The 25,888-nt window shown below is 66.4% G+C and carries 25 protein-coding genes and 1 tRNA gene; 13 read left to right on the top strand and 13 right to left on the bottom strand.

Annotated features, from left to right (window positions below; genetic code table 11):
* Window positions 1–9: 9 nt before the first annotated feature.
* The 3 genes from AC3FJ6_RS01430 (at window position 10) to AC3FJ6_RS01420 (ending at window position 3,651) form a co-directional block, all read left to right on the top strand.
* Entirely contained in the window at window positions 10–318 is a 309-nt protein-coding gene (locus tag AC3FJ6_RS01430; protein WP_153945368.1) for a DUF2160 domain-containing protein, read from the top strand.
* Between the two features lie 127 nt (window positions 319–445).
* Window positions 446–2,188 carry an ABC transporter substrate-binding protein gene (locus AC3FJ6_RS01425; protein ID WP_488770424.1) on the top strand — a complete coding sequence of 581 codons (1,743 nt, stop codon included), beginning with the start codon at window positions 446–448 and terminating at the stop codon, window positions 2,186–2,188.
* 182 nt (window positions 2,189–2,370) lie between these two features.
* Window positions 2,371–3,651: an AAA family ATPase gene (locus AC3FJ6_RS01420; protein WP_488770423.1), complete on the top strand. Its 1,281-nt coding sequence runs from the start codon at window positions 2,371–2,373 to the stop codon at window positions 3,649–3,651.
* Here the strand turns inward: AC3FJ6_RS01420 and AC3FJ6_RS01415 are convergent.
* On the bottom strand, window positions 3,600–5,564 hold the full coding sequence (locus AC3FJ6_RS01415; protein ID WP_488770422.1) for a diguanylate cyclase domain-containing protein: 1,965 nt from the start codon (window positions 5,562–5,564) through the stop codon (window positions 3,600–3,602). The genes AC3FJ6_RS01420 and AC3FJ6_RS01415 overlap by 52 nt on opposite strands.
* Window positions 5,565–5,827: 263 nt before the next feature.
* Complete coding sequence (locus AC3FJ6_RS01410) at window positions 5,828–6,688, bottom strand: LysR family transcriptional regulator (RefSeq protein ID WP_488770421.1); 861 nt, start codon at window positions 6,686–6,688, stop codon at window positions 5,828–5,830.
* 88 nt (window positions 6,689–6,776) lie between these two features.
* On the opposite strand from AC3FJ6_RS01410, the gene AC3FJ6_RS01405 reads away from it, so the two are divergent.
* Together AC3FJ6_RS01405 and waaC are read left to right on the top strand one after the other, a co-directional pair.
* The gene (locus AC3FJ6_RS01405; RefSeq protein ID WP_488770420.1) at window positions 6,777–7,394 is read left to right on the top strand and encodes a cysteine hydrolase family protein; all 618 of its coding nucleotides are present in this window, start codon (window positions 6,777–6,779) and stop codon (window positions 7,392–7,394) included.
* A gap of 162 nt (window positions 7,395–7,556) precedes the next feature.
* Window positions 7,557–8,573: a lipopolysaccharide heptosyltransferase I gene (gene waaC / locus AC3FJ6_RS01400; RefSeq protein WP_488770419.1), complete on the top strand. Its 1,017-nt coding sequence runs from the start codon at window positions 7,557–7,559 to the stop codon at window positions 8,571–8,573.
* Here waaC and AC3FJ6_RS01395 read toward each other — a convergent pair.
* The 6 genes from AC3FJ6_RS01395 to AC3FJ6_RS01370 form a co-directional block, all read right to left on the bottom strand.
* Window positions 8,546–9,223, bottom strand: a complete 678-nt coding sequence (locus AC3FJ6_RS01395) for a hypothetical protein (protein WP_488770772.1) — start codon at window positions 9,221–9,223, stop codon at window positions 8,546–8,548. The genes waaC and AC3FJ6_RS01395 overlap by 28 nt on opposite strands.
* A 147-nt stretch (window positions 9,224–9,370) precedes the next feature.
* On the bottom strand, window positions 9,371–10,573 hold the full coding sequence (locus AC3FJ6_RS01390; protein ID WP_488770418.1) for a c-type cytochrome: 1,203 nt from the start codon (window positions 10,571–10,573) through the stop codon (window positions 9,371–9,373).
* Window positions 10,574–10,594: 21 nt separating this feature from the next.
* Window positions 10,595–11,377, bottom strand: a complete 783-nt coding sequence (locus AC3FJ6_RS01385) for an ABC transporter ATP-binding protein (RefSeq protein ID WP_488770417.1) — start codon at window positions 11,375–11,377, stop codon at window positions 10,595–10,597.
* On the bottom strand, window positions 11,371–12,453 hold the full coding sequence (locus AC3FJ6_RS01380) for an ABC transporter permease (RefSeq protein WP_488770416.1): 1,083 nt from the start codon (window positions 12,451–12,453) through the stop codon (window positions 11,371–11,373). Before AC3FJ6_RS01380 ends, AC3FJ6_RS01385 begins: the two co-directional genes overlap by 7 nt.
* A 15-nt stretch (window positions 12,454–12,468) precedes the next feature.
* Window positions 12,469–13,482 (bottom strand): ABC transporter substrate-binding protein, encoded by a 1,014-nt coding sequence (locus AC3FJ6_RS01375; RefSeq protein ID WP_400394064.1) that lies wholly within the window; start codon window positions 13,480–13,482, stop codon window positions 12,469–12,471.
* Window positions 13,483–13,517: 35 nt separating this feature from the next.
* Window positions 13,518–14,609, bottom strand: a complete 1,092-nt coding sequence (locus AC3FJ6_RS01370) for an LLM class flavin-dependent oxidoreductase (RefSeq protein ID WP_488770415.1) — start codon at window positions 14,607–14,609, stop codon at window positions 13,518–13,520.
* 210 nt (window positions 14,610–14,819) lie between these two features.
* On the opposite strand from AC3FJ6_RS01370, the gene AC3FJ6_RS01365 reads away from it, so the two are divergent.
* The 5 genes from AC3FJ6_RS01365 to AC3FJ6_RS01345 all read left to right on the top strand — a co-directional run bounded on the left by AC3FJ6_RS01365 (window position 14,820) and on the right by AC3FJ6_RS01345 (window position 19,277).
* Window positions 14,820–16,028 (top strand): acyl-CoA dehydrogenase family protein, encoded by a 1,209-nt coding sequence (locus tag AC3FJ6_RS01365; protein WP_488770414.1) that lies wholly within the window; start codon window positions 14,820–14,822, stop codon window positions 16,026–16,028.
* A gap of 87 nt (window positions 16,029–16,115) precedes the next feature.
* Entirely contained in the window at window positions 16,116–16,736 is a 621-nt protein-coding gene (locus tag AC3FJ6_RS01360; protein ID WP_488770413.1) for a cysteine dioxygenase family protein, read from the top strand.
* The gene (locus tag AC3FJ6_RS01355) at window positions 16,733–18,334 is read left to right on the top strand and encodes a rhodanese-related sulfurtransferase (protein ID WP_488770412.1); all 1,602 of its coding nucleotides are present in this window, start codon (window positions 16,733–16,735) and stop codon (window positions 18,332–18,334) included. Before AC3FJ6_RS01360 ends, AC3FJ6_RS01355 begins: the two co-directional genes overlap by 4 nt.
* 182 nt (window positions 18,335–18,516) lie before the next feature.
* Complete coding sequence (locus tag AC3FJ6_RS01350; protein WP_488770411.1) at window positions 18,517–19,095, top strand: DUF6932 family protein; 579 nt, start codon at window positions 18,517–18,519, stop codon at window positions 19,093–19,095.
* Between the two features lie 20 nt (window positions 19,096–19,115).
* A complete protein-coding gene (locus AC3FJ6_RS01345) occupies window positions 19,116–19,277 on the top strand; it encodes a hypothetical protein (RefSeq protein ID WP_488770410.1) in 162 nt (53 codons plus the stop codon).
* A 116-nt stretch (window positions 19,278–19,393) separates the two neighbouring features.
* Here AC3FJ6_RS01345 and AC3FJ6_RS01340 read toward each other — a convergent pair whose 3' ends face one another.
* On the bottom strand, window positions 19,394–19,624 hold the full coding sequence (locus AC3FJ6_RS01340; RefSeq protein WP_488770409.1) for a hypothetical protein: 231 nt from the start codon (window positions 19,622–19,624) through the stop codon (window positions 19,394–19,396).
* A 306-nt stretch (window positions 19,625–19,930) separates the two neighbouring features.
* Between AC3FJ6_RS01340 and AC3FJ6_RS01335 the strand changes: the two genes are divergently transcribed.
* On the top strand, window positions 19,931–20,728 hold the full coding sequence (locus AC3FJ6_RS01335) for an AadA family aminoglycoside 3''-O-nucleotidyltransferase (RefSeq protein WP_488770771.1): 798 nt from the start codon (window positions 19,931–19,933) through the stop codon (window positions 20,726–20,728).
* 87 nt (window positions 20,729–20,815) lie between these two features.
* On the opposite strand, the gene AC3FJ6_RS01330 is transcribed toward AC3FJ6_RS01335, so the two are convergent.
* The 4 genes from AC3FJ6_RS01330 to AC3FJ6_RS01315 all read right to left on the bottom strand — a co-directional run bounded on the left by AC3FJ6_RS01330 (window position 20,816) and on the right by AC3FJ6_RS01315 (window position 23,055).
* Window positions 20,816–20,890: transfer RNA gene (locus AC3FJ6_RS01330), tRNA-Val, on the bottom strand.
* 115 nt (window positions 20,891–21,005) lie between these two features.
* Window positions 21,006–21,743 carry a DNA polymerase III subunit epsilon gene (dnaQ, locus tag AC3FJ6_RS01325; RefSeq protein WP_488770408.1) on the bottom strand — a complete coding sequence of 246 codons (738 nt, stop codon included), beginning with the start codon at window positions 21,741–21,743 and terminating at the stop codon, window positions 21,006–21,008.
* 50 nt (window positions 21,744–21,793) lie between these two features.
* The gene (gene rnhA, locus AC3FJ6_RS01320; RefSeq protein WP_153945351.1) at window positions 21,794–22,231 is read right to left on the bottom strand and encodes a ribonuclease HI; all 438 of its coding nucleotides are present in this window, start codon (window positions 22,229–22,231) and stop codon (window positions 21,794–21,796) included.
* 23 nt (window positions 22,232–22,254) lie between these two features.
* Window positions 22,255–23,055: a class I SAM-dependent methyltransferase gene (locus AC3FJ6_RS01315; protein ID WP_488770407.1), complete on the bottom strand. Its 801-nt coding sequence runs from the start codon at window positions 23,053–23,055 to the stop codon at window positions 22,255–22,257.
* A gap of 10 nt (window positions 23,056–23,065) precedes the next feature.
* Between AC3FJ6_RS01315 and gloB the strand changes: the two genes are divergently transcribed.
* Both gloB and AC3FJ6_RS01305 read left to right on the top strand, forming a co-directional pair.
* The gene (gene gloB, locus AC3FJ6_RS01310; protein ID WP_488770406.1) at window positions 23,066–23,866 is read left to right on the top strand and encodes a hydroxyacylglutathione hydrolase; all 801 of its coding nucleotides are present in this window, start codon (window positions 23,066–23,068) and stop codon (window positions 23,864–23,866) included.
* A 179-nt stretch (window positions 23,867–24,045) separates the two neighbouring features.
* Window positions 24,046–25,758 (top strand): transglycosylase SLT domain-containing protein, encoded by a 1,713-nt coding sequence (locus AC3FJ6_RS01305; RefSeq protein WP_488770405.1) that lies wholly within the window; start codon window positions 24,046–24,048, stop codon window positions 25,756–25,758.
* The last annotated feature ends 130 nt before the right edge of the window (window positions 25,759–25,888 follow it).

Genomic DNA, 25,888 nt, shown 5'->3' with positions numbered 1-25,888 from the left:
GAGTCGGCGATGCTGAGCTGGATGGTATGGACCACCCCGGTGGCGGTATTTTTTACCCTGGTGGTGGTGATGCTGATCGGCATGACGATCTGGGAGGTGCGCGCGCCCACCGTGGAGCGCAAGGGTTTCCTGCCGATCGCCACCACCCGGGGCGACCGCCTGTTTATCGGGCTGATGTGTGCCGCGTGGATCAACCTGGCCTGGGTAGGCCTGGGCGAGAAGATGCAAGGCTGGTTCCAGCTGGCGGAAGCGCCGTCGGTGTGGATCAGCGCGGCCATTTCGGCCGTGGTGCTGGTGATCGTCATGCGCCGGGGCTAAAGGCGCCTGGAAGATGCCGCAGGGGTTTCGACTGGTATTGCTGTGCATGGGCTGCGAGATCTTGTCCCCTTCCCCGGGGCCGCAACCCTGTGACAGAACCGGGGAAGGGTACCTGAGGAGACAACGAATGAAAGAGCGCGTGATGTTGGGGATGTCGGCCCTGGCCTTTGCGGCCGCACTGACATGCGGGCATGCCGCCTGGGCCGACGAGGCCGCGGCAAAGAAGTGGATCGACAGCGAATTCCAGCCGTCGTCGCTGGCCAAGGACAAGCAGCAGGCCGAAATGAAGTGGTTCATCGACGCCGCCGCCAAGCTCAAGGCCAAGGGCGTGACGCAGATCAATGTGGTGTCCGAGACGATCACCACGCACGAATACGAATCGAAGACGCTGGCCAAGGCCTTCGAGGAAATCACCGGCATCAAGGTCAATCATGACCTGATCCAGGAAGGCGACGTCGTCGAGAAGCTGCAGACGTCGATGCAGTCCGGCAAGTCGATCTACGACGGCTGGATTTCGGATTCCGACCTGATCGGCACGCACTACCGGTACGGCGCCATCCTGCCGCTGTCCGACTACATGAACGGCGCCGGCAAGGAGTTCACCAACCCCGGCATCGACGTCAAGGACTTCATCGGCACCAAGTTCACCACGGCGCCGGACGGCAAGCTCTACCAGCTGCCCGACCAGCAGTTTGCCAACCTGTACTGGTTCCGCGCCGACTGGTTCGCGCGCAAGGACCTGCAGGACAAGTTCAAGGCCAAGTACGGCTATGACCTGGGCGTGCCGACCAACTGGTCGGCCTACGAGGACATCGCCAACTTCTTCACCAACGACGTGAAGGAGCTGGATGGCAAGAAGGTCTTCGGCCACATGGATTACGGCAAGAAGGACCCGTCGCTGGGCTGGCGTTTTACCGATGCCTGGCTGTCGATGGCCGGTTCGGCCGACAAGGGCCTGCCCAACGGCATGCCCGTGGACGAGTGGGGCATCCGCGTGGCCGACGACAAGTGCACGCCGGTGGGCGCGTCGGTGTCGCGCGGCGGTGCCACGAACAGCCCGGCGGCCGTCTACGCGCTGACCAAGTACATCGACTGGATGAAGAAGTACGCCCCGCCGCAGGCCATGGGCATGACGTTCTCCGAGGCCGGCCCGGTGCCCGCCCAGGGCCAGGTCGCCCAGCAGATCTTCTGGTACACGGCCTTCACCGCTGACATGACCAAGAAGGGCCTGCCGGTGGTCAATGCCGACGGATCGCCGAAGTGGCGCATGGCGCCGTCGCCATACGGCCCGTACTGGAAGCAGGGCATGCAGAACGGCTACCAGGACGTGGGCTCGTGGACGTTCTTCAAGAACACCGACCCGAACCGCCTGGCCGCGGCGTGGCTCTACGCCCAGTTCGTGACCTCCAAGACGGTGTCGCTGAAGAAGTCGCTGACAGGCCTGACCTTTATCCGCGACAGCGACATCCACCACGAGTACCTGACCAAGAACGCGGCCAAGTACGGTGGCCTGATCGAGTTCTACCGCAGCCCGGCCCGCGTGGCCTGGACGCCGACCGGCAACAACGTGCCCGACTATCCGAAGCTGGCCCAGCTCTGGTGGAAGAACGTGGCCACGGCGGTGACGGGCGAGAAGACGCCGCAAGCCGCCATGGACAACCTGGCCGAGGAAATGGACCAGGTGATGGGCCGGCTGCAGCGCGCGGGCATGGCCCAGTGCGCGCCGAAGCTGAATCCGAAGAGCGATCCGTCGAAGTGGCTGTCGTCGGAGCATGCGCCGTGGAAGAAGCTCGATAACGAAAAGCCGAAGGGCGAAACCATCGCCTACGACAAGCTGCTGCAGGCGTGGAAGGAAGGGCGAGTCCGCTGATCCTTCTCTGAACGGGGTGTTCAGCCTGCAGTGTGAAGCGGTGGCGTGTGTTGCGTCACCGCTTCATTTTTTTGTGGATCTGTTAAGGATTGGAATATTGCTGTTGCAGTCGGAGTTGAGGGGTGGACTGTGGAGGTGGGCTGCCTAGAATCGCTCGCAGGTCTTGATGAACGAGGAGCGATATGGATTTGTCGGATCATTTCGAACGCCCCAGGCTTGCGGCGGATATCGCGCAGAAGCTGGTGCATGGGCCGGCCAGCAAGGTCATCGCGCTGATCGGATCGCGTGGCATCGGCAAGAGCACGTTCCTGCGGCAGGAAGTGGCGCCTGCCATCCGCAGGCTTGGCGCACTGGTGGTGATGGCGGATCTGTGGGGCGAGACAGACAAGGACCCCGCGGACGTGGTGGTCGGTGCGGTCCAGAAGGCGCTGGATGCCAACGAGAGCATCGCCGCCAGATTCGCGCAGGCAGTGGGGCTGAAGGGGGTCGGTTTCGGCAGCCTGTCGCTGTCTTTCGGTCACGGCGAGACACCCGAGAAGCGCGGAGGGCTGTGGGTCTACCGCTCGATGGAGGCGTTGTCGGCCAGGACGCGCCGTCCGATCATCCTGATCATCGACGAAGCGCAGCAGATGCTGGCAACCGAGCGTGGGGACAGCATGCTGTACACGCTGAAAGCCACCCGGGACCTGCTCAACAACGACCGGGGACTGTATGGCGTACGGACCGTGTTCACGGGCTCCGACCGCACGAAGCTGCTGATGATGCTGGGCGGACGGCACACGATGTATAGCGCATCGCAGTTTGCGTTTCCGGAACTCGGCGCGGACTTCCTGCAGTGGGTACGGCGCAAGTATGAACTGCCGCCCTCCGCCGACGATGCGCTGCTCGAACGGATGTTCCAGCGTGCGGAAAGTCGTCCCGAAGTCCTGATGGACGCCGCGTTGCGGGTGGCGCTCTACGGCCAGTGCGAGGGGGTGAGCGTCAGGCACGCATTCGAACGGGCCGTTGACCTCCGCCTGGCCAAGGTTCACCAGCCTTTCATGAAAGCCATGGATCCGCTGGACCCGATCGACGATGCGGTGCTGCGCGTGGTGGCCGCCACGCCGTCCACGATTGCCGGGTTCGACACCCGGACGATGGGGCTGTACCGGACGGTCGTCCAGGAACTGGACCCTGACTGGAGCCGGGCGCCGGAGCGCCGCGATATCGAACAGTCCCTGAAGCGGCTGACTGCCCTGAAACTGATGTGGGGCTCGGTACTGGGCATCCATATGCTCGCGGACCCGACGCTGGCAGGTGCCATGCGGCGGGCGGGGCTGCTCGATATCGTGCCCGCGATGCCGGGCGGGCGACGGTCGGACGGCGACGAGGACCTGGACCCGTTCATCGTGCCGACGTCCGGGGCCGGGCTTCAGGCGTCCGAGGATGCGTCCTCCGGCCACCTGGCCCCCGTCGACGCATAGCAGGCCTTGCCATGCCGCTTGGCATCGTACAGCGCCATGTCGGCGCGCATGAACAGTTCGCTGACCGACGTGCCCTGGTCCGGCCGATGCATCGCGCTGCCCACGCTGGCCGTGGACACCAGCCGCCGCCCGTCGATATCGAACGGCCGCATCGCTGCATGCACCACCGTCTGGGCAATCCGTTCGACCGTATTGGGATGGCCTACGTTGTCGAGCACGATGGCGAATTCGTCGCCGCCGATGCGCGCCACGGCGTCGCCCGCCCGCACGCAGGCGCGCAGGCGTTCCGCGAAGGCAACCAGCAACTGGTCGCCGATCGGGTGCCCGTAGTTGTCGTTGACGGCCTTGAAGTCGTCGAGGTCCACCAGCAGCAGCGCGGTGCGATAGCCACCTGCATCGGCGCGAGCCATGGTTTCCTGCAGGCGGCGGTCGAAACCCTTGCGGTTGAGCAGGCCGGTCAGGTGATCGGACAGCGTCTGGGCTTCCAGCGAGCGCAGCTTCTGGCGTTCGCCGGTGATGTCACGGGCGAACATGTGCAGCCCGGTGACGGCGTCCTTCGTATCGTTCCAGGCGGGCTGGAAAGTCATTTCCCAGGCCCGGCCCTCGGCGTCCTCGCGGCTGTAGGTGACGGGCTCGCCCGCGCAGGCCTGTTCCAGGTACGGCTTGTGGGCGACGTACTCTGGCGTGCCCCAGAGCTCGCGCAGCGAGAGGCCCGTGATCTGGCTGGCGGGCAAGCCGAAATGGCGTGCGTAGGCCTGGTTGACGAACACGAACCGCTCGCCGGCGTCGACGAAGGCCACCAGGTCCGGAACATGGTTGGCGATGGCCTCCAGGCGCTTCTCGCTGGCCGCTGCCTTGCTGTTGGCGGCCTTGAGCGCGGCTTCCCGCTCGATCAGCTGGGTCATGACCTCCGAGAACGCCCCGGCCAGTTCGCCGATTTCGTCGTCGCGGCGCACGGGCAGTTCGGCCATGGCGGCGGGCTGTTCGCAAAGACGTCGCACGGTCCGATGCAGGCGCTCCAGCGGCGCCAGCAGGTGCCGGATCACGGCCCACATCAGGATCGCGGCCGCCAGCAACGTCACGATGCCCAGGATGACGGCCCGCTGGCGCACTTCGACCAGCGGTGCGTAGGCTTCGGCGGCGGGCAGGACCGAGATGACTTCCCAGCCATTCGACTCCAGCAGGAAGCGGGCTACCACGGGCTGCTCCGGCCAGATCGACTCCAGTGTCGATTCGGGGGCTTCGGCGCCGCAGGATTCGCCAACTGCCTGCGCAGGGGTCAGGACTTTTGCTGCATCGGGGTGCATCGCATAGCGGGGATTCGGCCCGGCCGACACCAGGCAATAGAAGCCGGTGACACCTACGCGGTGATGGGCCAGTTCGCCCAGGAAGTTTTCTGCCGACAGGTTCAGCACGCCGCCCACCACACCCCGCAACTGGCCATGGCTGTCGTGCAACGGCACGGCCAGGATGACGCCGGGGGCGCTCGAGTGCTTGCCTTGCAGCAGGTCCGAGACGGCAAAGTCCGCGCCGTTGACGATGGCCTTGAAGTAATCCCGATCGCCAACGGTCATCTTGACGCCATCGGGCACGGCGGTGCTGAAGACGAGCGTGCCGTCGGTCGCGGCCAGGAAGGTGGCATTGAAGTGCTCGGGCATGTCGACCGTATCGATGGCCATCTGGCGCAGTTGACCGGCGGGACGATCGAGGACGGGCGCGAGCGTGCGCGCGAGCCGTCGCAATACGATAGCGCGCGACTCGAGCTTTTCGTCGAGTTGATCGGCGACCAGCTTGACCAGGGTGTCCTGCTGGGCCTGAACGACTTCCTTCAGGCGCGTGTATGCGTAGACCTGGGAAAACCCGACCCGCACTACGAATACCAGCGTAACAACCGTCGCGGCCGCGATTGCCATTCGATACTTCAATGAGTGCCGCATGAATCTCTTTTTGTTCTGCGCACTGACCCGTTTTCCGGCTGCCTGGGCTTCAATGCAACGACCCTGCCCATTTCTTGAACGCACCTTGACGACGCAACGTTGGCAACCCGGTCAGAGCGTAGCAGAACTGCTGTTTTTTTCGGTGAGAGCAGCGATGGAAACACGTGCGGCTTCCCACATGGGGTGGCGGATGCGCCGCTTCAGGGTGGCGGCGCGACAACGGGACGGTCCCATCAGGTTCACGGGCACGTCGCCAGGGCCTCGGCGAGCCATTCGATGAGGGGCCGGAATCGCGATGCCCCACGGAACTCTGGCGGATAGGCGAGCCAGATTTCGCGGGAGACCTCCGGGACATTGCGTACGAGCGCCAGGCCGGGCTCGCCGGCAGCCAGGTAGTGGGGCAGCAATGCCACGCCGAGTCCCGCGCGCACGCCTTCGCGCACAGCCGCGAAGCTATTGGACTGGAACGAGAAGCGCCGTCCCTGCTCCTGTGGCCAATCGACTTCGGGCAGTGAGAAGCCTTCGTCGAGCAGTCCGCACAGCGGTGTGTCGCGCGACTCCGCCACGGTGGCGGACATGACGGCCGGCGCATAGAGCCCGAACTGGATCGTGCCGGCGCGCTGCGCGATCAGCGAGTCTTCCTGCGGCCGAGCCAGGCGTACCGCAATATGCGCGCGGCGCCGGGCCAGGCTGGTGACGCGGTTATCCACTTCGAGCCGCACTTCCACGTCGGGATTGCGCGCGTAGAAGGCGGGCAGACGTGGCGTCAGGAAATGGCTGCCGAGCGAGGCGGTCGCGGCGACCCGCACCACGCCCGACACGCCGGCGCTTGCGCCTTCGATCTCGCGCAGCAGCCGGTCGGCGGATTGCTCCATCTCGCGCGCGGCCGCCAGCGCGTTGCGTCCGGCGGCAGTCAGTACGAACGTCCCGTCCGTGCGCGTGGCCACGGGTTTGCCGAGCGCGGTTTCGAGCCGCCGGATGCGCCGGATGGCGGTGGCATGCGTGATATCGAGTTCACGGGCGCACGCCGAATAGCTGCCGACCCGCATCAGCGTGGACAGGGTCAGCAGGTCATCCCAGGTGATTGTGCTTTTTTGCACAGTATGTGTGATCTCGTGGCTAATTGGCGTACAGCTTACCGGCCTCTACGATGCCTGCATAGCCACTTTTCACTGTACGGAGACCGTCATGACCGCAACGCCTGCCGCCAAGCCTTTCACCCTGCTCGATGCCGCCGGTGCCAGCCGCCAGCCGTCCAACTGGTCGGACGCGGTGCTGGTGCTCGTGGATCACCAGCGCGAATACGTCGATGGGAAGCTGCCCCTGACCGGCATGCCGGCAGCCGTGGCCGAGTGCGCCGCGCTGCTTTCGCAGGCGCGCCAGCACGGCACGCCGGTCATCCACGTGGTTCACCACGGCAAGCCTGGCGGTGCGTTCGACCCGACCGGCCCGTTCGCGGCCATCATCGAGGGTCTGACCCCCGCCGAAGGCGAGCAGACAGTCATCAAGAACCTGCCAAACAGCTTTGCGGGCACTGATCTGGCCGCGCTGCTTGGCGCAATCGGCCGCAAGGAGCTGATCGTGGCGGGCTTTCAGACCCATATGTGCATCAGCGCGACCGTGCGGTCGGCGCTTGATCATGGCTATCGCGTCACGCTGGTCGCAGCGGGCTGTGCCACGCGCGATCTGCCCGATCCGCTTGGTGGCGACCCGTTGCGCGCCGCCGAACTGCACCGCGTGACACTGGCCGCGCTGAACGACAGGTTTGCGACGATCGTGGCGGATGCTTCGGCGTTGGCGCACTGACGTCGATCGACCGCCATGCGGCTGGCTGGGGCGGCCGGCGAATTTGTGATGTGTGAAGTTCCTTACATCTGCGTCACGCGCTGGTGCGGGCGGTCTGGGGCATACTAGCGCCTTTCCAACGCGGCAAATCCGGCCGCGTTCGCTCAAACAAGCCGCCCCCGCATGAAGCGCATCCTGCTTATCAAGATCACCTCGCTTGGCGACATGGTGCATACCCTGCCGCTGTTGTACGACCTGCGCCGTGCCTATCCGGACGCCAAAATCGACTGGATTGCCGACGCATCGTGCGCGGATATTCCGAGCTGGGCGGTCGGCATCGACCGTGTCATCGCGCCGCCTCTGCGCCAGTTCAAGAAGAATGGCCGCAAATGGCGCGACCTGCGCGGCATCATCGGCGCACTGATGTCGCTGCGCCGCGAACGCTATGACGTGGCCATCGACGTCCACGGCGTTTACAAGAGTGCCATCGCCGCCAGGCTGGCACGGACCAGGCGGCGCCTCGGCTATGCCGCCGAGTATCTCGGCGAAGCAAAGGCCGTGTTCGCCTACACCGAGATTTTTGGTCCGCACGGCGATGCCAACTGCCGCCAGAAGATGCGCATGGTGGTGGCCAACGCGCTGGGGTACGACATCGAGCCGCACGAAACCGCTGAACTTCGGGTGCCGGCACCGGCCACGCCGCTGAACGCCGATGGCGTGCCACGCGCGCTGCTGTTCCACGCGACGTCGCTCGACATCAAGAAGTGGCCGCAGGCCAATTGGGTCGAAATCGGGCACCAGCTGGCCCGGCGCGGCTATCGCGTGCAGCTGCCATGGGGCTCGCAGAAGGAGCAGCAGGAAGCCCAGGCGCTGGCCGCGGCCATCCCCGGCGCCGAGGTGCTGCCGCGCATGTCGATCACCGAGTGCGCGCAGCGCGTCGATGCGGCCGCTCTGGTCGTCGGCATGGACACCGGCTTCGTGCATCTGGCCGATGCGCTGGGCAAGCCGACCGTCATGCTGTTCACCGCGACGTCACGGCCGCACTTTGGCGTGAACAAGCCTGGGCAGTCGGTGTCGGTTGGCGATAACGGCGCACCGCCTTCGGTGGACGAGGTGCTGCGCGCCATCGATCACGTCACGCATGCCAGCCCGGCGCCGGCGGGCGTGCCGGTTCACGCGGCCGGCAGCGCATCGGCGTAACGCCAGTACTCGAAGTCCACGATCGTCGTATTGCCGTTCGCGGTCACCACGTCGAGCATGAACGGCTGGCGGCGGATCAGCATGGAGGCCAGGTAGCGCGACGCCCGGGTGAGTCCCGGCGGCGGGGCCACGGATTCGCCGTGACGCATCGCCAGCCGCAGGATATGCACCGGCACGAATCGCTGCGGATCATCCATGCGCGCCAGGGCCGCGCCCCGGTAAAGCAGCGATGACTGCGCCAGGCGGGCAAAACGGGTGCGCAACTGGGCCAGCGTGCCTGTCGCCAGTGTGGCGCCGGTGCCCGTCAGGCCCACGGCGGTCACGCCGCGCACGTTTGCGCGCCAGAGCCCACCCACCACCATCAGCGGGTCGCGCTTTTCGGGCGGCGGCAGGTTCGACAGGTCTTCCGCCACCGAAAACATGTCGCCATTGAGATCGTAAAGATGGCTGCGCAGCCCAAAACGGCGGTGGTAGCCGATGATGCAGTCGAGGTCATCGTCGAGGATGGGGCGTGCGTCGCGCGGCAGATAGCGGGGCCTGACTTCGAACAGACCGGGCGACACGGCATAGCGGCCCGTCCAGGTCTTCAGCGCGGCAGCGTCGGTTTCGGCGCCGGTCTCGGCATTGGCGGGGGTCAGTTCCAGCGACATCGTCTTCAAGGCTTGGCGTTTGGGGAGAGCTCTCAACGCTACTTGCCGTGCCGCTCGACGTCGTTAGGACATTTCTAATTGTGGGTGCGGAATTTTCTCGTCCTGGCGGCGAGTTGACGCAACGCAAATGGCCCCATGGCGAGGGCATCAGTGAATGACGCCCCCTTGCACAACGCGCACCGGCTCCGCGTCGATGCGCAGCAGCAGCGCGGTCAGGCCATCGGGCGGCCGGCGCTGGCCGGCACCCCGGCCGCCTGGCACACCCTGCGCCGGCTGTCCCGCCGTGCAAACCAGGCTGGCATCGCTCCAGCCATTGCCCCCGTGGGCAGCCTGCGCGCGCAGCCAGCCGTCGCGATCGGCCAGCCACGTGGTGCCGGGCAACCGTGCTGGATCGACCCCCGCGATCCGCGCGAACACGGGCCAGGCCTGCGCGGACGCGGCCACGCAACCGGCGCGGAAATCCGGAATCGTGGCTGGTGGGCGGCCGTCGGGTGTGACCAGCAACGTGAGAAAGCGTGGATCGTCGAGCGGTAGCGTGGCAGGCGCGCCGTCGAACGCCACGACGCGCACGCGCTGGCGCCCGCGCCAGTCGTCCAGCGCGCGCGGCGGCGCCGCGCCGCAGCGCACCGTCACATCGGGCAGTCGCAGCGGCACCGGCCAACTGCCCTGCGTAGCGCCGCCGGTGCCGGCGGCCAGCGTCTTCAGGTAATCGATCACGGCCCATGCCTGGGTATCGTCAAGCTGGTCGCCGAAGGCCGGCATCGTCGTGTGCCCATTGCCGTCGCGCATGCCGGCCACGATGTGCCAGAACAGTTCGCCTTCGGCGCGGCGGCCCAGCAGCGGACTCAGGAAGGTCGGCGGCCAGCGTGACAGCGTGGCCGCCTGCGGACCTTCGCCCCGGCCGTCGGTGCCGTGGCACGCCACGCAATGCTGCGCGTAGACTTGCGCGCCAGTGGCGATGGCATCCACGGCGAATCGGGTCGGGCTCTGGTGAAAGCTGGTGGGGGCCGCGGGCGTGACGAGCAGCACCGGCGAAGGCCAGGGCGCCGCCACCAGCGCCAGCGCGCCGATGCCCAGCCACACCATGCGCCGCCGGCGCCAGCCCAGCGCCACGACCAGGCAGGTCAGCGCCAGCGCGATGGCCAGCACCGACAGGCCCAGCTGGCGCGCCAGCCCCAGGTCGATCAGCAGGGTGTCCCCGGCAATGCGGTGCGACCACGGCCACGCCGGCTGGCCGTGCAGATCGCCAGACCAGCCCAGCGTGTGCCAGAGTTGCCACAGCGCTAGCTGGACTTCCTGTACCAGGCGCAGCAGCGCATCGAGCCACGCCGGCGGTGGCGGGGCGCTCATGTGGCGCCCCGGACGGCGGACTTACCAGCTTGCATCGAGACCCAGATGGCGCAGGGCTTCGTGCCGAAGCGCGGTCAGCCGCGGATCGCCGCGATGGCGGGGATAGGGCAGGTCGACGTGGATCTCGGCCGTGATGCGCGCCGGCCGCTGGCTGAACACGATCACGCGTTGCGCCAGGAACAGCGCCTCTTCCACATCGTGCGTGACGAGCAGGGCGGAAAAGCCCGCGCGTTGCCACAGTTCGACCAGGTCGCTCTGCATCGCCAGGCGCGTCAGCGAATCGAGCTTGCCAAGCGGTTCGTCGAGGACAAGCAGCCGGGGGTCGTTCACCAGCGCGCGGGCCAGTGCTACGCGCTGGGCCATGCCGCCCGACAACTGATGCGGAAACGCGCGGGCGAAGGCTTCGAGCCCCACGCGCTTGAGCGCCGCATCGACGCGGTGGCCTTCGCGGCGCAGCAGGCCGCGCGCCTGCAGGCCCAGCGCCACATTGTCGCGCACGCGGCGCCAAGGGTAGAGCGTGGGGTCCTGAAAGACGACGATGCGCGAGGGGTCGGGGCGGTCGATCGGCGTGTCGTCCTGCAGGATCTGCCCCTGCGACGGACTGTCGAGGCCCGCCACCAGCCGCAGCAGCGTGGACTTGCCGCAGCCGCTGGGGCCGAGCAGCGCGACGAATTCGCCGGGCGCCACCTTCAGGTTGACGCTGTCGAGCACCGGCAGCTGCGTATCGCCATCGCCAAAGGCATGGCTGACGGCGCGGATATCGATGCGGGCGCCACGCGAGGGGTCGGATGCAGCCACTACCATTTGACGGTTCCTTTCTGCCACGACAGCGCGCGGTCGCGCACGGCAAACAGCAATGTGATGACGCCCGAGAACAGCAGGGCCATGACGATCAGCGCCGCGTACATGTTCACGTACGAGGCCCAGCCCTGCGCCCAGGTCAGATACCAGCCCAGCCCCGACTTCACGCCCATCATCTCGGCCGTGACCAGCACCGAGAACGACGCGCCGAGCCCCATGAACAGCCCCACGAAGACCTGCGGCAGCGCCGCCGGGATGGCCACGCGCAGCACCAGGAACGCCTCTGACGCGCCCATCGTGCGGGCCACGTCGTAGTAGCTCTTGTTGACGCTGGCCACGCCGGACCAGGTCAGCACCGCCACCGGAAAGGCCGTGGCCAGCGCGATCAGGAAGACGGCCGCCGAATAGCTCGACGGGAAGAAATAGAACGTCAGCGGCAGCAGCGCGGTGGAGGGCAACGGCCCCAGCACACGCAGCACCGGATGCACCCAGTAGCCGATGCGGCGCGACCATCCGATCGACACGCCGATCAGAAAGCCCACCACACCGCCGTAGGCCACGCCGAAGCCGAGCAGCTTCAGCGTGTTCAGCGCGCTGTCGCCCAGCCGGCGCCAGTCGTCGATGTAGACCTCGATCAGCGCCTGCGGGGGCGCAAAGAAGGGCGTGGGCAGCAGCGCCGTCTTCGCGGTCAGGATTTCCCAGCCCGCCAAGACCAGCGGCAGGGCCACCAGCCACGGGCCGGCATGGCGTATCGCCTGGCGCAGGCGGCGCAGCGGACCCGCGTAACCGCCCCCGACAGCCACCGCCAGCAGCGCGGCGGCCGCCACGAGTACCGCGATGCCGAGTTCGTCCGTATAGGCCCAGTCCGAAAAGCCGGCCACCTTGTTCGGCCAGCGCCAGGTGAGCGCGCCGAAGGCGCCCCACGCCAGCGCGGCGACGATGCCGGTGGGCCAGACACCGGCCGGCGTGCCGGTCGATCTGGCCGGTTTGGCCGGTTTGGCCGATGTGGCGGATGTGACCGGTTTGGCCGATCCGTCCAGCGGCAGCGGGGCGTCAAGCGTTTGTTGCGGCGTAGCCATGTGGGCGCTCCCGGGTTAGCCGAGGACGTTGGCGTAGACGTGCTGCGCCAGCTTCTTCGTGTCGGTCGATTTCTTGAGCACGCCAATGCGCTGGAAATCGCCGGCATAGAACGCGATTTCCTCCTGCAGGTCCACGCCGGTCGGGTGATGGGTGTAGGTCAGCGACGCATAGAGCTTGCGCAGGTCGTCGGTGCTGATCTTGGGCGAGTATTTGGCAAAGACCTTGGCCGCCTCGTTGGGGTTCTCGTTGACGTAGTCGGTGGCCTGCACGATTGACCGGGCCAGCGCGGACGCGGCCGGCCGGTCGTTGCGGACCAGTTCGCCACGGGCGCCAATCACGCAGCAGACCTTGCGCGCATACTCGCCGGTCAGGTTGGTGGCCAGTTCCACATAGGCGCCGTTGGTGCGCTTTTCGAGCAGGTAGAGGTTGGGATCGCCGTCGGCAATCGCCTGGATCTCGCCCTTGTCCACGGCCACGCCAAGCAGGTCGGCCGGGTACTGGCGCCAGGTGATGTCACGGTCCGGGTCGATGCCGTTCTTGGCCAGCAGGATCGTGAAGAAGTGCTTGCCCGGCGCGGCCAGGTCGCTGACGCCCACGGTCTTGCCCTTGAGCGCCTGCAGGTTCGTCACGCCGGCGGCCTTGGCGCCTACCAGCCGCACGCAGCCGCCATGCGAGCTGCCGATGATCTTGACGTCGAAGCCGGCCTCAAGCGGCTTGAGCCAGCGGTGGATCATGCCCACGGCGGCGTCTGCCTTGCCGGTGGCGATCGATTCCAGCAGCTGGTCGGTGGACCCGCTGTAGTTGATCAGATCCACCTGCAGCCCGTTCTTCTCGAAGAAGCCCTTTTCCTGGGCCACCACGATCGGTGTCAGGCAGAACGAATTCTGGTTCCACGCAAACGTCAGCTTGCGCGGTGCGGACCACGCCTGGCGGCCCAGGATCAGGGCCGGCGCGGCGATGGCTGCGGTGCCGGCGAGCCGCAGGACGCTGCGGCGGCGTGCATCAGGCTGGAACGTGTTCTGGCTCATGTTTCCCGCTCCCCGTTGTTGTTGGTGTGGGTGGTTCAGGCAGCGCGGCGGCGCTGTTCGGCGTCGCGCTGTGCTACCAGCTCGCGCACGCGCGGAATCAGCTCGCGGCCGTAGTCGACGGCGTCTTCGAGGGGATCGAAGCCGCGGATCAGGAACGTGGTCACGCCCAGGTCGTAGTAGGCCAGCAGGGCATCGGCCACCTGTTCCGGCGTGCCGACCAGCCCGGTGGAATTCGATCGGCCGCCCGTTTCGCGTGCGATGGCCGTCCACAGACGCTGGTCAACGCGATCGCCTTGTTCGGCCGCCGCCAGCAGCCGGCGCGCGCCTTCGCTCTGTTGCGGCCCGCCCCGGCTGTAGCCGGCCTGCACGCGCAACGCGCGGGTGCGTTCCAGGATGTCGTCGGCGCGCTGCCAGGCTTTTTCCTCGGTATCGGCCAGCACCGGCCGGAACGACACCGAGAAGTTGATCTCGCGGCCGTGTCTGGCCGCTTCGGCACGCACGCGCGTGGTCAGTTCGCGCACCTGGTCGAGCGATTCGCCCCACAACGCATAGACGTCGGCGTGCTTGCCGGCGACGGCAATGGCCGCCTCTGACGCGCCGCCGAAGTAGATCGGCACATGCGGCTGCTGCGCCGGCTTGACTTCGGAGAAGCCGCGCGCGAAGCGGTAGAACGTGCCGTCGTGGTCGAACGGCTGCGGCTCCGTCCAGATGCGCCGCAGGATGCCCAGATATTCGTCCGTGCGGGCGTAACGCTGGTCGTGGTCCAGGTAGTCGCCATCGCGCTTCTGTTCGTCGTCCGACCCGCCGGAGATGAAGTGCACGCCGAGCCGGCCGCCGCTGAACTGGTCCAGCGTGGCGATCTGGCGCGCGGCCAGCGTGGGCGACGTGAAGCCCGGCCGGTGGGCCAGCATGAAGTGGATGCGCTCGGTGACGGCGGCCGCGTACGAGATGGTCAGCGTGGCGGACGGGCCGGTGGAGTGGTGCGGCACCAGGATGCGGTCGAAGCCGGCCTGCTCGTGGGCCTGCGCAAAGGCGCGCACATAGTCGCGGTCGACCGCGGGGCCGGTGGGCGGATGGATTTCCGATTGCTTCTGGCTCTGGATCATGCCGATGAAGTTGACGCTCATGCGTGATGCTCCTGGTTTGCCTGGATGGGGTACGGGTATGGACGAGAACGTACGCCCGCGCGGCGGCAGACCCAACGAATAAAAACGCCGCTCCATATGCAGCAAAAACCGCCGGTCGATATGCGATATGCGTCGTTATCAAGGCCGGGCATGCGGCGGTACGCTATGTGGCGCCTGATCCTGTTCCCCCCGACGCCCGAAGGAAACCGCATGTCTTCGTCATCCCTGCATCGCCTGCCGACCCCGGCGGCACGGCTGGACGACGTGCTGGCCGAACTGGCCGCGCGCTTCGCCACCACCGCTGCCGCCCACGACGCCGATGGCACGTTCCCGCACGACAATTTCGCGCAGCTGCACGGCTACGGCCTGATTGCACAGGTCGTGCCGGCCGCGCACGGCGGCGCTGGCGCGGGACTGGCCCAGGCGCGGCGCATCATCGCGGCTGTGGCGGGCGGCGACGCGGCCACGGCGCTGGTGCTGACGATGACCTACCTGCAGCATCGCGCTATCGGTCGCGCCGATTCGCGCTGGCCCGACGCGGTGCGCCAGCAGGTATTCCGCAGTGCCGTGGAGCAGGGCGGCCTGATCAACTCGCTGCGCGTGGAGCCCGAGCTTGGCTCGCCGGCACGCGGCGGCCTGCCGGGCACGGTGGCCACACGCGTGGGCGACCGCTGGCGGCTGCGCGGCCACAAGCTGTACACCACCGGCATCCCGGCCCTGCGCTGGCTGGCCGTATGGGCCCGTACGCACGAGCCCGAGCCGCGCGTCGGCATCTTTCTGGTGCCCAGGCCGGACGCCGGGACGCCCGGCATCCGGGTGATCGAAAGCTGGGACCATCTGGGGCTGCGTGCGTCGGGCAGCCACGAAACCGTGTTCGAGGATGTCTGGATCCCGCTGGAAAACGCCGTGGACATCCGCCCGCCCGCGGCGTGGGCGCCGGCGGGCGGCAGCCAGGCGGACATCGACGCCAACGCTGACCAGCAGGCGTGGATGGTGACCCTGCTGGGTAGCCTCTACGACGCCGTGGCGCGTGCCGGCTTCGACTGGGTCCGCCAGTTCGTGCGCGAGCGGGCGCCGGGCAGCCTGGGCAAGCCGCTGGCCACCCTGCCGCGCGTGCAGGAGTCGATTGGCGAGATCGCCGCGCTGCTGCGCGTGAACCAGGTCTTGCTGGACGACATTGCCGCGCGCAGCGACGCCGGCGCGCCGCCGCTGCCGGCCGACAGCGGGCTGCTCAAGTACACCGTGACATCGAACGCGATTCGTGCCGTGGAACTGGCGCTGCAACTGTCGGGCAATCACGGCCTGAGCCGGCACAACCCGCTGCAACGCCACTATCGCGACGTGCTCTGCAGCCGCATCCACACGCCCCAGAACGACGCCATCCTGACCGCCGCCGGACGCGCGGCGCTGGGTGTGTGACCCGGGGCGCAGACGATTGCCCGCCGTGCTATGGTTGTGTGCGATGTGCCGCAGCCTCGACGGCACACGTGAATCCGGAGACAAGCCATGGCCGAGACGCTACCTGGCGCGCACGCGCTGGCGCCGCTGCGCGACTTCATCACCGCCTTTTCCGCCTTGCTGGACCAGCATCCGGACGAGCCGCGCATCCTCGACGAAGGCGGCGCGCTGCTGGCAAAGCTGGTGGCGCGCGACGACTGGCTGCCCGAGGCCTATGCGCAGCCCCATCCCGAGTTCTACCAGCAGATGCTGCTGCACTGCGATTCCGCCGAGCGGTTCTCGATCGTCAGCTTCGTCTGGGGGCCGGGACAGCGCACGCCGATCCACGACCATACGGTGTGGGGCCTGATCGGCATGCTGCGCGGCGCCGAGTACGCCCAGCCTTACGCGATAGACGGTGACGGCGTGCCCCGGCCGGAAGGCGCGGCCGTGCGGCTGGAGCCGGGCCAGGTGGAGGCGGTGTCGCCCGCGGTTGGCGATATCCACCGCGTTCACAATGCCTTCGACGACCGCGTATCGATCAGCATCCACGTCTACGGCGCCAACATCGGCGCGGTAAGCCGCCATGTCTATCCGGAAGCCGGCGGCAACAAGACCTTTATCTCCGGCTACTCCAATACCACCTTGCCCAATCCCTGGGACCGCTCGAAGGAATCCGTCGCACCATGACCGCAGCCAGCCATCCGTTTCCCGTCACGACCAGCCAGGCAGTGCGCCAGGCGTTGCTGGACCGCGCCGAGATTGCGCTGGTGGATGTGCGCGAGGAAGACCCGTTCGCGCAGCAGCATCCGCTATGGGCGGCCAACTTCCCGCTGTCGAAGCTCGAACTCGAAGCCTGGACGCGCATCCCGCGGCGCGATACGCGTATCGTGATCTACGGCCAGCATGACGGCGAAGACCTGGCGCCGCGTGCGGCAAGCGTGCTGCGCAGGCTTGGCTATACCGATGTGTCGCTGCTCGACGGCGGCCTGGAAGCATGGATCGCCGGTGGCGGCGAAGTGTTCCGCGACGTCAACGTGCCGAGCAAGTCGTTTGGCGAACTGGTCGAGGCGAAACGGCACACGCCGTCGCTGAGCGCCACGGCGGTGCAGGCGCTGATCGACCGCAAGGCCGATGTGGTGATCGTCGACGCGCGCCGCTTCGACGAATACCAGACCATGAACATTCCGACGTCGACCAGCGTGCCCGGCGCGGAACTGGTGCTGCGTGTGCGCGAACTGGCGCCGGACCCCGCCACGCAAGTCGTCGTCAACTGCGCGGGCCGCACCCGCAGCATCATCGGCACGCAGTCGCTGATCAATGCCGGCATTCCGAACCCTGTGGCGGCGCTGCGCAATGGAACGATCGGCTGGACCCTGGCCGGGCAGACGTTGTCGCACGGCGCCAGCCGCCGCGCACCGGCGCAGGTGGGCGCGGCCAACCTGGAACAGGCCCGCGCAGGCGCCCGCGCCATTGCGGACAGGGCGGGCGTCAAGCGCATCGCGCATGATGCGCTGGCATCGCTGGAGACCCCGGGCCGCACCGTGTACCGCTTCGACGTGCGCACGCCCGAGGAATACGCCGACGGCCATCTGCCTGGCTTCGCCAGTGCGCCGGGCGGCCAGCTGGTGCAGGAAACCGATCACAACGCACCGGTGCGTGGCGCGCGCGTCGTGCTGGCGGACGATGACGCCGTGCGCGCCAACATGAGTGCGTCATGGCTGGCCCAGATGGGATGGGAGGTCTATGTGGTGGAGCCGGTCGGCGATGCCCTGCGCAGCGAGCGCGGCACCCCGGGGGCGAAACGTCCCGCCGCACCGGACGTGCCAACGATCACGCCGGCAACGCTGTCCGGCTGGCTGGAAGCGGGCGACGTGGCGGTCATTGACGTGACGGCCAGCGCCAACTACGTCAAGCGTCATATCCCCGGTGCGTGGTTCGCGATTCGGGCGCAGTTGGCCCAGGCGCTGCGCGCTATCCCGCCGGCCCGCCGCTATGTGCTGACCTGCGGGTCAAGCCTGCTGGCCCGGTTTGCGGCCGTGGACCTGCAGGCGCTGACCACGTCGGAGGTGTTCGTGCTGGAAGGCGGCAACGCGGCGTGGTTCGACGCGGGCCTGCCAGCCGAGCAGGGCGAAACCCGTCTGGCCGTGCCGCGCACGGATCGCTATCGCCGCCCGTACGAGGGCACCGACAACGCAGCGGCTGCCATGCAGGCGTACCTCGATTGGGAATTCGGCCTGATCGCACAACTCGATCGTGACGGCACGCATTTCTTTGAGGTGGCTTGAGCTAACCGAATTGCGCCAAGGCAAGACCCCCTGCGCAACGCAGTGGGCCATCCCAAAATGCAACAGCAATGTTCCATTTGGGCACAGAAGTTTACGCCAATGCGTGTGAAGATCCCCCATCGATAACGCGGCCCGCCTTTCTAGCTTGAAGCGCAGGCGCCGCACAAACTTGGGGTCAATTCATGAATGTTGTACCGATACCAGCGTGGAATGATGCGCGGGTGCTTCCGCCGGTAAATAGCAAGAATCCGGTAGGCACCGAACGGTCGCCCTATGAGGTGTCGCTGGTCTCTTTCGTAGAGCGATTCGCGACATCGGGGCAGCGGTGTCGAATCCTGCGAGGCTTTCTGGGATTCAGAAAAGTGCTACATGCATCCGGCGTTTCCTCTGGGTTCCAGTGGGTGGGCGGAAGCTTCGTCGAGGATGTCGAGGGGCGTGAAGGCCGTATCCCTCGCGATATCGATGTGGTGACGTTCCTGGACGGCGCTTCCTGTTCGCCGGCCAGGTTGCCGTCCTGGCTATTCGACCATAACCGCGTGAAATCGCAGTTGCTTGTTGACGGTTACTGGGTGGAGCCCGCGGCGTCGGAAAACTGCCGTCGCAGGATATCCACCTACTGGCACAGCGTGTGGTCGCACCGAAGGGACTTGCAGTGGAAAGGCTATCTGCAAATCGGTCTGCAACCCGCGGACGACGAGGCTGCGGAAGCGGTTCTGGATCGGAAGAGCCTGGAACAAAGCCGCGCAGCCTTCAATGTTTGACGATGACAAGGAGAAGTGAAATGGCAAAGGATGACAGCGTCCGGGGTCAATTCGACAACGTGCCCGACGAGCGCCCGGCCAACTGGCTGGAAGAGTTGCCAGTGGACAGCCTTGCGAGATCCAGCATCGAGCATTTCATGCGGCAGGTCGAGGCTGAACTGGCGGAAGCGGAGTCCCGGTGAGCACCTGAGGCGCTCACAAATCCCGTGTCCGCGGAATGATCACGGCCTGTCCGTGTAGCAGGCCGTCGGCATCGAACATCTGCCACAGCGTGGCTTCTTCACCCTCCGGCTGGTGATCAGGCAACCCCGGAGGCGCTGCCGAACGCCGCGAACACGCGCGCCTGCACGGCCTCCATGACCTTTAGTTGCTGCGGATTGGCCGCATCGCTGGCGGTCACGCCGGTGGCGTCCTTGGGCTTGGCGCCGAGCGGATAGAACACAAAGCTCGACCCGAAATCCTTGCCAGCTTCCTTTTTCAGGCTCCGGTTCAGGGCCTTGAGGTACTTTTTCTTCGAGGTCTTCGACATTGGCATGTTTCCTGGCGCTCCTGTCTGGTGGTGAACCTGATTCCCGCGTGGTGCCTTCGCGGCCTTGCGCGCCGTCAGGGGGCGGCCTGTGTTGGCGGCGCATGGCGGATACCGTTTTCTGAGTGATTTATTGGGCACTCTATTGCGAATCGGTGTGTGGCTATGGTAGACGGGCCATTTCGCTCGAATCAAATACTGATTCCCATTGTCTCTAATATTTATCCGAGGCGCGCGTGACGCCTTGTGTTCGATGGCCGTATGCTTGCCGGGTGAAATCTGACCAGAAAGAGTCTGTCGATGACCGAGATGGCACGCACGATCGTTCCCGTAGACATTACCGAGCAGACCTTGCTGGCATGCGCGGTGATCGCGCGACACCTGGGCGGCACGCTGATGGGCGTCCACCTGTTCGGATCAGCCGTCGAAGGCGGATTGAAGCCGTGCAGCGACATCGATCTGCTGGTAATCGTGCGGACACGGCTTGAAGAATCGGCCAAGTGTGCATTGATGCGCGATCTCTTGACGATCTCTGTCCCGCCGGGCACCGACGCGCGGTGGCGCGCGCTGGAAGTCACCGTGGTTGCATGCGATGAGGTCGTACCCTGGCGCTACCCGGCCAGGCGCGAAGTCCAGTTCGGCGAATGGCTCCGCACCGATTTGCAGGCCGGCATCGTCGAATCGCCAGTTCTTGATCACGACCTGGCCATCCTGCTGACGAAGGCGCGCCAGCACAGCGTGGCACTGGTAGGGCCCTCGGCCGAGACGCTGCTCGATGCCGTCCCCCTTCAGGATTTCCACCGCGCGCTGCGCGATACCGCCGCGCAGTGGAATGCCGACGCGGATTGGAAGGACGACGAACGCAACGTCGTGCTGGCACTGGCCCGCATCTGGTACAGCGCGGCCACCGGAAAGATCGCCCCCAAGGACGTGGCCGCGACGTGGGCGCTGGAGCGGCTGCCCGAGACATTCCGCCCAGTCATGATCGCGGCGAGGGCAGGGTATCGGGAGGATGGGCCGGCCTCGGCCCTCGCCGACGCGCGGCAGGTGGAAGCGTTCATCCGCTTCGCACGGACCGCCATTGATGAAATTCTTGGGTGTAACTGACGGCGCGTTTGGCCGATGCAGGGATCGGCGCCGATGCCCAGGCCAAAACAAAAAGCCCAGCATCGCTGCTGGGCTTTTTGACGAATCTGGTGGGTGGTACAGGGATTGAACCTGTGACCCCTGCCGTGTGAAGGCAGTGCTCTACCGCTGAGCTAACCACCCCTTGCTGCTTCGTCGCCGTTGTTGCTGGCGTCGTGCAGTGGAGAAACGAGATTATGCCGATGGGCCAGTATCTTGTAAAGCCCTTTTTTAACTTTCTTTAAAAAAGTGGTGAGGGCTACTGCACGGTGGCGTCGGCGGGCACTTCGGCCGGGACTTCGATCTTCCAGACGGTCTTGCCGCCGCTGGCCTTGTCCAGTTCTTTGAGCACGCTCAGGTGGGCCGACAGTTCAGTCTCGGTGGCCAGCAGCACCGGCAGGGTCAGGGCCGACAGGTCGGCCGTAGCGCGGGTTTCGCCTTGGGCGGCGCCGGCGTCGAGCATGTCGATGACCAGCGAATTCTGGCCGCGCGTCATGGCCAGGTAGACCTCGGCCAGCAGTTCGGCATCGAGCAACGCGCCGTGCAGCGTGCGGTGCGCGTTGCTGACGCCCAGGCGATCGCACAGGGCATCCAGCGAATTGCGCTTGCCGGGGAACATCTGGCGGGCTTCGCGCAGGGTGTCGATCACATTGGCCACGTGGTCGCGGAACGGGGGCAGTTTGTGAAGCTTGAACTCCATCTCCAGGAAGCCCAGGTCGAACGCGGCGTTGTGGATGATCAGTTCGGCGTCGCGCACGAACTCCCGGATCTCGTGCATGACCTCGGCAAACTTCGGCTTGTCGGCCAGGAATTCCGCGGTCAGGCCGTGGATGGCCACGGCGTCTTCGGGGACGTCGCGTTCCGGGTTGATATAGAAGTGCAGGTTGCGGCCGGTCAGGCGGCGGTTGACCAGTTCCACGCAGCCAATTTCGATCAGGCGATCGCCGGTGGCGTGGTTCAGGCCGGTGGTTTCGGTATCGAGAACGATCTGTCGCATGGGGCAGGATTGTAATCGCCCGGCACGGCTGGGCGACGGATTGCGGAGGGTCAGGCGCTGATCGATTCGACGCCGCGGTTGGCCAGGCGGTCCGCCCGTTCGTTACCGGGGTGGCCGGCATGGCCGCGCACCCAGTGCCATTCGATCACGTGCGGCTGGCGCGCTTCGTCCAGGATCTGCCACAGGTCGGCGTTCTTGACCGGCTTCTTGTCGGCCGTCATCCAGCCGCGTTTTTTCCAGCCGGTGATCCATTCGCTGATGCCCTTCTGGACGTACTGCGAATCGGTATAGATATTGATGACGCAAGGCCGCTTGAGCGCGCGCAGCGCCTCGATCACGGCCATCAGTTCCATGCGGTTGTTGGTGGTCGGGTTCTCGCCGCCGAACAGCTCTTTCTCGTGGCCGCCGGATACCAGCACGGCACCCCAGCCGCCAGGGCCGGGATTGCCCTTGCAGGCGCCGTCGGAATAAATCGTGACTTCTTGCATGGATAAATGGAGGAGGGCCCGGATCAGGCGTCGGGCGTGGTCTTTTGATGTTTGCCGTGCGTGCCCGTGGGGGTGGCCACCGGGGCCGCCACAGGCGCCAGCGTGGGCTTGGCGGTCTTCCACGCCGGGCCCACCAGGCGGATATTCTTGACCCGCTTGACCGCGGAGATCATGTAGACCGAGCCGAAGATCGGCCACCAGCGGTCGCCCGCCTTTTCCATGAAGGCGGCGCGCTGCAGCCAGCGGTCGGTGCGATACGGCGGACAGTAGCAGCCAAAGCGGCCGCGGATGATCTCGAAGCCCAGCAGCTTGAGCCAGTCCTTGATCCGCACGAAGCCGATGGTCTGCGCGTCGCTGGGCAGGAAAGGGGTGGCGCCCAGCCGGTTCAGGCCCTGGCGCGCACCCCACAGGCTCATCGGGTTGAAGCAGGTCACCACCACGCGGCCCTCGGGCATCAGCACGCGCGATACCTCGCGCAGCACTTCGTGCGGGTCCTCGGAAAACTCCAGGATATGGGGCAGGGTGACCAGGTCGATGCTCTGTGTATCGAACGGCAGTTCGTCGAACCGGCACAACAGCTGGCGCGCGTCGGGGTGCGTCTCGCGCGGCCCATGGGGGCCGGCGCGGCCATCGAGCGCCAGCGCCGAGAACGGCATGCGGTTCTCGCGCAGCGTGTCGATGTGGGGCAGCCCCAGCTGCACCGCGTGGTAGCCGAAGATGTCCGTTACCGTCCGGTCATACTGCTGCGACTCCCACCGGAGCATGTACTGCCCGGGTGGCGACGCCAGCCATTCTTCCCAATCTATAATCGGTCGGTTGGACATAGGAGCACACATGTTGAAAGTGGAGCCGATCCCCGCCTTTCAGGACAACTATATCTGGGCCATCCACGACGGCGAAAGTGCCGCGGTGGTGGATCCAGGCGAGGCCCAGCCGGTGGAGCGATTTCTGGCGCAACGCGGACTGGCACTGGGCGCTATTGTAATCACCCATCACCATGGCGATCATCAGGGCGGCGTGTCTGACTTGCTGGAACGCCATCCGGCCGGCCCCGACGGGGCCCCGATCCCGGTGATCGGGCCTGCCAGCGAACGCATCGGACATCGCACCCAGGCCGTGCGCGAGGGCGATACGGTGACGCTGGCCCACCCGGCCGCGACCTTCCGCGTGCTGGATGTCCCCGGCCATACCGCCGGCCATGTGGCCTATGTGGGCGACCTGCCCGGCGCGGGGCGTGTCGTCTTCTGCGGCGACACCCTGTTTGCCAGCGGGTGCGGGCGGCTGTTCGAGGGGTCGCCGGCGCAGATGCTGGCGTCGCTGGACAAGCTGGCCGCCTTGCCCGGCGATACCCGGGTGTACTGCGCCCACGAATACACGCGCAGCAATGTCCGCTTTGCGCAGGCCGTAGAGCCGGGCAATGCCGATCTGTCTGCATGGTCGGCGCGGGTGGATACGCTGCGTCAGGCCGAGACCCCGACGGTACCCACCACGGTGGCCCATGAGCGCGCCGTCAATCCGTTCCTGCGCTCGCGGGAACCGGCGGTGCGCCGGGCCGTGCAGGCGCAGGGCGGCGACGTCAGCAACGATGCCGCGGCGTTCGGCGCCCTGCGGGGATGGAAGGACAATTTCCGCTAATACATTCCAGACGTTTGCGGGCGGGCGCAGGGGTGTGCCGGACCCGCCCGGACGGCCCCGGCCTGCATTTCAGGTATCGCAAGATGTCCAAATTGCATCTTCGGGAAAATCTCATTGACGCCAACCGGCCTTTTCCATAGGATCAGGCGAAATTTTTGGCGTCACTTTCAGAGAACTTAATGCGATTTGGTCGATTTCTGGCGGTAGTTGCGTGTGCCGCGCTGCTTGCAGCCTGCGCCAGCACACCCACTCCGCCTGCCGGCGAGATGGCCGGCACGCCGACCGCCCTGGAATCCGGTCCGCCCAAGGACCCGCTCAACACGCTGAACAGCACCGGTCGCGCCGGCTCGCTTGCCAGCTCCAATGTCGCCAAGGTAGACCAGTCCAGCGTGGACTGGCTGCGCGGGCCGTCGTCCGATATCTGGGGCCGCATCCGCAAGGGCTTTGCGATGCCGGACCTGGAAGGCACGCTGGTCGATGACCGCACGCAGTGGTACGCCGCCCGGCCCGACTACATGGAGCGCATGGTGGGCCGGTCGAGCCGCTACCTCTACCACATCGTGGAAGAGCTCGAGCGCCGCAACATGCCGACCGAGCTGGCGTTGCTGCCGTTCGTCGAGAGCGCGTTCAATCCCCAGGCGGAATCCACGGCCAAGGCGGCCGGGATGTGGCAGTTCATCCCCAGCACGGGCAAGACGTACAACCTCAAGCAGAACATGTTCCGCGACGAGCGGCGCGATGTGCTGGCGTCCACCGACGCGGCGCTCGACTACCTGTCGCGGCTCTATGACATGTTCGGCGACTGGCATCTGGCGCTGGCCGCGTACAACTGGGGCGAGGGTGCCGTGTCGCGGGCCATCGCGCGCAACCAGGCGCGCGGGCTGCCCACGGACTACGCCAGCCTGACCATGCCGAACGAGACGCGGTACTACGTGCCGAAGCTGCAGGCGGTGAAGAACATCATCGCCAACCCGGCCGCGTATGGGGTCAAGCTGCCCGACATTCCCGATCATCCGTACTTCGTGACGGTGACCACGTCGCGCGATATCGATGTGGCGCTGGCGGCCAAGCTGGCCAACATGCCGCTGGACGAGTTCAAGGCGCTCAATCCGTCGTTCAACCGGCCGGTGATTCTGGGGGCGGCCAACCCGCAGATCCTGCTGCCATTCGATAACGCCGAACGGTTCCAGTACAACCTCAATACCTATCGGGGCGGCCTGTCCACCTGGACGGCCATTTCGGTGGACAGCCGCGAGCGCGTGGAATCGCTGGCGGCGCGGCTCAACGTCGATGCCGACACGCTGCGCGAGATCAACCGCATTCCCAAGGGCATGCGGCTGAAGGCTGGATCGACGGTGATGATTCCGCGTACCGATCGCCACGACCAGGACATCAGCGCGTCGCTGGTGGACACCGCGATGCTGGCCGTAGAGCCTGATGTGCCCGATGCGCGCCGCGTGGTGGTCAAGGCGGGCCGCAAGGACACGGTGTCGTCGGTGGCCCATCGCTACAGGGTGTCCGTGCGGCAGGTGCAGTCGTGGAACAAGCTGTCAGGCAGCAAGCTGGTGGCCGGCCAGAGCCTGGTGCTGATGGTCCGCCCGAACTCGCCGGCTGCGGCGCGCGCCGAGCGCGGCGACGATGGCGACGATACGCCCGTCCGTGGCAAGGCTGCGCACGGCAGGACCGTTGCGGCGAAATCGGAAAAAACCGAGAAGGTCGAAAAAGCGTCGGTTTCCAGATCGGCGAAAGCTGAAAAGGCCGAGCCGCGCAAGCGCGTGGTGGTGGAAGCTGCACCGCACAAGGGCGCCAGCAAGTCGGCCAGCAAGCCGGCGCCCGCCGCGCCCGCCAAGCCGACGCCGTCGGCAAAGTCCGCCAAGGGTCACGCTCGCTGATTGGCGATATCCGACCTGTCTGATCCGTCCCCCCGCGCCGCGCGACATCGCAGGCCGCGGGGGGATCGGCACCCACGGTGAGGCCAAACGTCTGGGCCGCCGCGCCGTCATGGTAGATTCTTTAAAAAAG

This window comes from Cupriavidus sp. 94F1, assembly GCF_057798875.1.
Note: the sequence above shows the minus strand (reverse complement) of the source record. Positions and strands in the feature narration are given on the sequence as shown.

What these genes read in the sequence shown, in the direction of transcription:
- AC3FJ6_RS01315 (WP_488770407.1), bottom strand. Translation starts at nt 23,055, where the DNA reads ATGTCCAACCGACCGATTATAGATTGGGAAGAATGGCTGGCGTCGCCA.
- AC3FJ6_RS01395 (WP_488770772.1), bottom strand. Translation starts at nt 9,223, where the DNA reads ATGTCGCTGGAACTGACCCCCGCCAATGCCGAGACCGGCGCCGAAACC.
- AC3FJ6_RS01365 (WP_488770414.1), top strand. Translation starts at nt 14,820, where the DNA reads ATGTCTTCGTCATCCCTGCATCGCCTGCCGACCCCGGCGGCACGGCTG.
- AC3FJ6_RS01305 (WP_488770405.1), top strand. Translation starts at nt 24,046, where the DNA reads ATGCGATTTGGTCGATTTCTGGCGGTAGTTGCGTGTGCCGCGCTGCTT.
- AC3FJ6_RS01385 (WP_488770417.1), bottom strand. Translation starts at nt 11,377, where the DNA reads ATGGTAGTGGCTGCATCCGACCCCTCGCGTGGCGCCCGCATCGATATC.
- gloB (WP_488770406.1), top strand. Translation starts at nt 23,066, where the DNA reads ATGTTGAAAGTGGAGCCGATCCCCGCCTTTCAGGACAACTATATCTGG.
- AC3FJ6_RS01405 (WP_488770420.1), top strand. Translation starts at nt 6,777, where the DNA reads ATGACCGCAACGCCTGCCGCCAAGCCTTTCACCCTGCTCGATGCCGCC.
- AC3FJ6_RS01335 (WP_488770771.1), top strand. Translation starts at nt 19,931, where the DNA reads ATGGCACGCACGATCGTTCCCGTAGACATTACCGAGCAGACCTTGCTG.
- waaC (WP_488770419.1), top strand. Translation starts at nt 7,557, where the DNA reads ATGAAGCGCATCCTGCTTATCAAGATCACCTCGCTTGGCGACATGGTG.
- rnhA (WP_153945351.1), bottom strand. Translation starts at nt 22,231, where the DNA reads ATGCAAGAAGTCACGATTTATTCCGACGGCGCCTGCAAGGGCAATCCC.
- AC3FJ6_RS01350 (WP_488770411.1), top strand. Translation starts at nt 18,517, where the DNA reads ATGAATGTTGTACCGATACCAGCGTGGAATGATGCGCGGGTGCTTCCG.
- AC3FJ6_RS01390 (WP_488770418.1), bottom strand. Translation starts at nt 10,573, where the DNA reads ATGAGCGCCCCGCCACCGCCGGCGTGGCTCGATGCGCTGCTGCGCCTG.
- AC3FJ6_RS01415 (WP_488770422.1), bottom strand. Translation starts at nt 5,564, where the DNA reads ATGGCAATCGCGGCCGCGACGGTTGTTACGCTGGTATTCGTAGTGCGG.
- dnaQ (WP_488770408.1), bottom strand. Translation starts at nt 21,743, where the DNA reads ATGCGACAGATCGTTCTCGATACCGAAACCACCGGCCTGAACCACGCC.
- AC3FJ6_RS01340 (WP_488770409.1), bottom strand. Translation starts at nt 19,624, where the DNA reads ATGTCGAAGACCTCGAAGAAAAAGTACCTCAAGGCCCTGAACCGGAGC.
- AC3FJ6_RS01380 (WP_488770416.1), bottom strand. Translation starts at nt 12,453, where the DNA reads ATGGCTACGCCGCAACAAACGCTTGACGCCCCGCTGCCGCTGGACGGA.
- AC3FJ6_RS01425 (WP_488770424.1), top strand. Translation starts at nt 446, where the DNA reads ATGAAAGAGCGCGTGATGTTGGGGATGTCGGCCCTGGCCTTTGCGGCC.
- AC3FJ6_RS01375 (WP_400394064.1), bottom strand. Translation starts at nt 13,482, where the DNA reads ATGAGCCAGAACACGTTCCAGCCTGATGCACGCCGCCGCAGCGTCCTG.
- AC3FJ6_RS01420 (WP_488770423.1), top strand. Translation starts at nt 2,371, where the DNA reads ATGGATTTGTCGGATCATTTCGAACGCCCCAGGCTTGCGGCGGATATC.
- AC3FJ6_RS01430 (WP_153945368.1), top strand. Translation starts at nt 10, where the DNA reads ATGCTGAGCTGGATGGTATGGACCACCCCGGTGGCGGTATTTTTTACC.
- AC3FJ6_RS01355 (WP_488770412.1), top strand. Translation starts at nt 16,733, where the DNA reads ATGACCGCAGCCAGCCATCCGTTTCCCGTCACGACCAGCCAGGCAGTG.
- AC3FJ6_RS01345 (WP_488770410.1), top strand. Translation starts at nt 19,116, where the DNA reads ATGGCAAAGGATGACAGCGTCCGGGGTCAATTCGACAACGTGCCCGAC.
- AC3FJ6_RS01370 (WP_488770415.1), bottom strand. Translation starts at nt 14,609, where the DNA reads ATGAGCGTCAACTTCATCGGCATGATCCAGAGCCAGAAGCAATCGGAA.
- AC3FJ6_RS01360 (WP_488770413.1), top strand. Translation starts at nt 16,116, where the DNA reads ATGGCCGAGACGCTACCTGGCGCGCACGCGCTGGCGCCGCTGCGCGAC.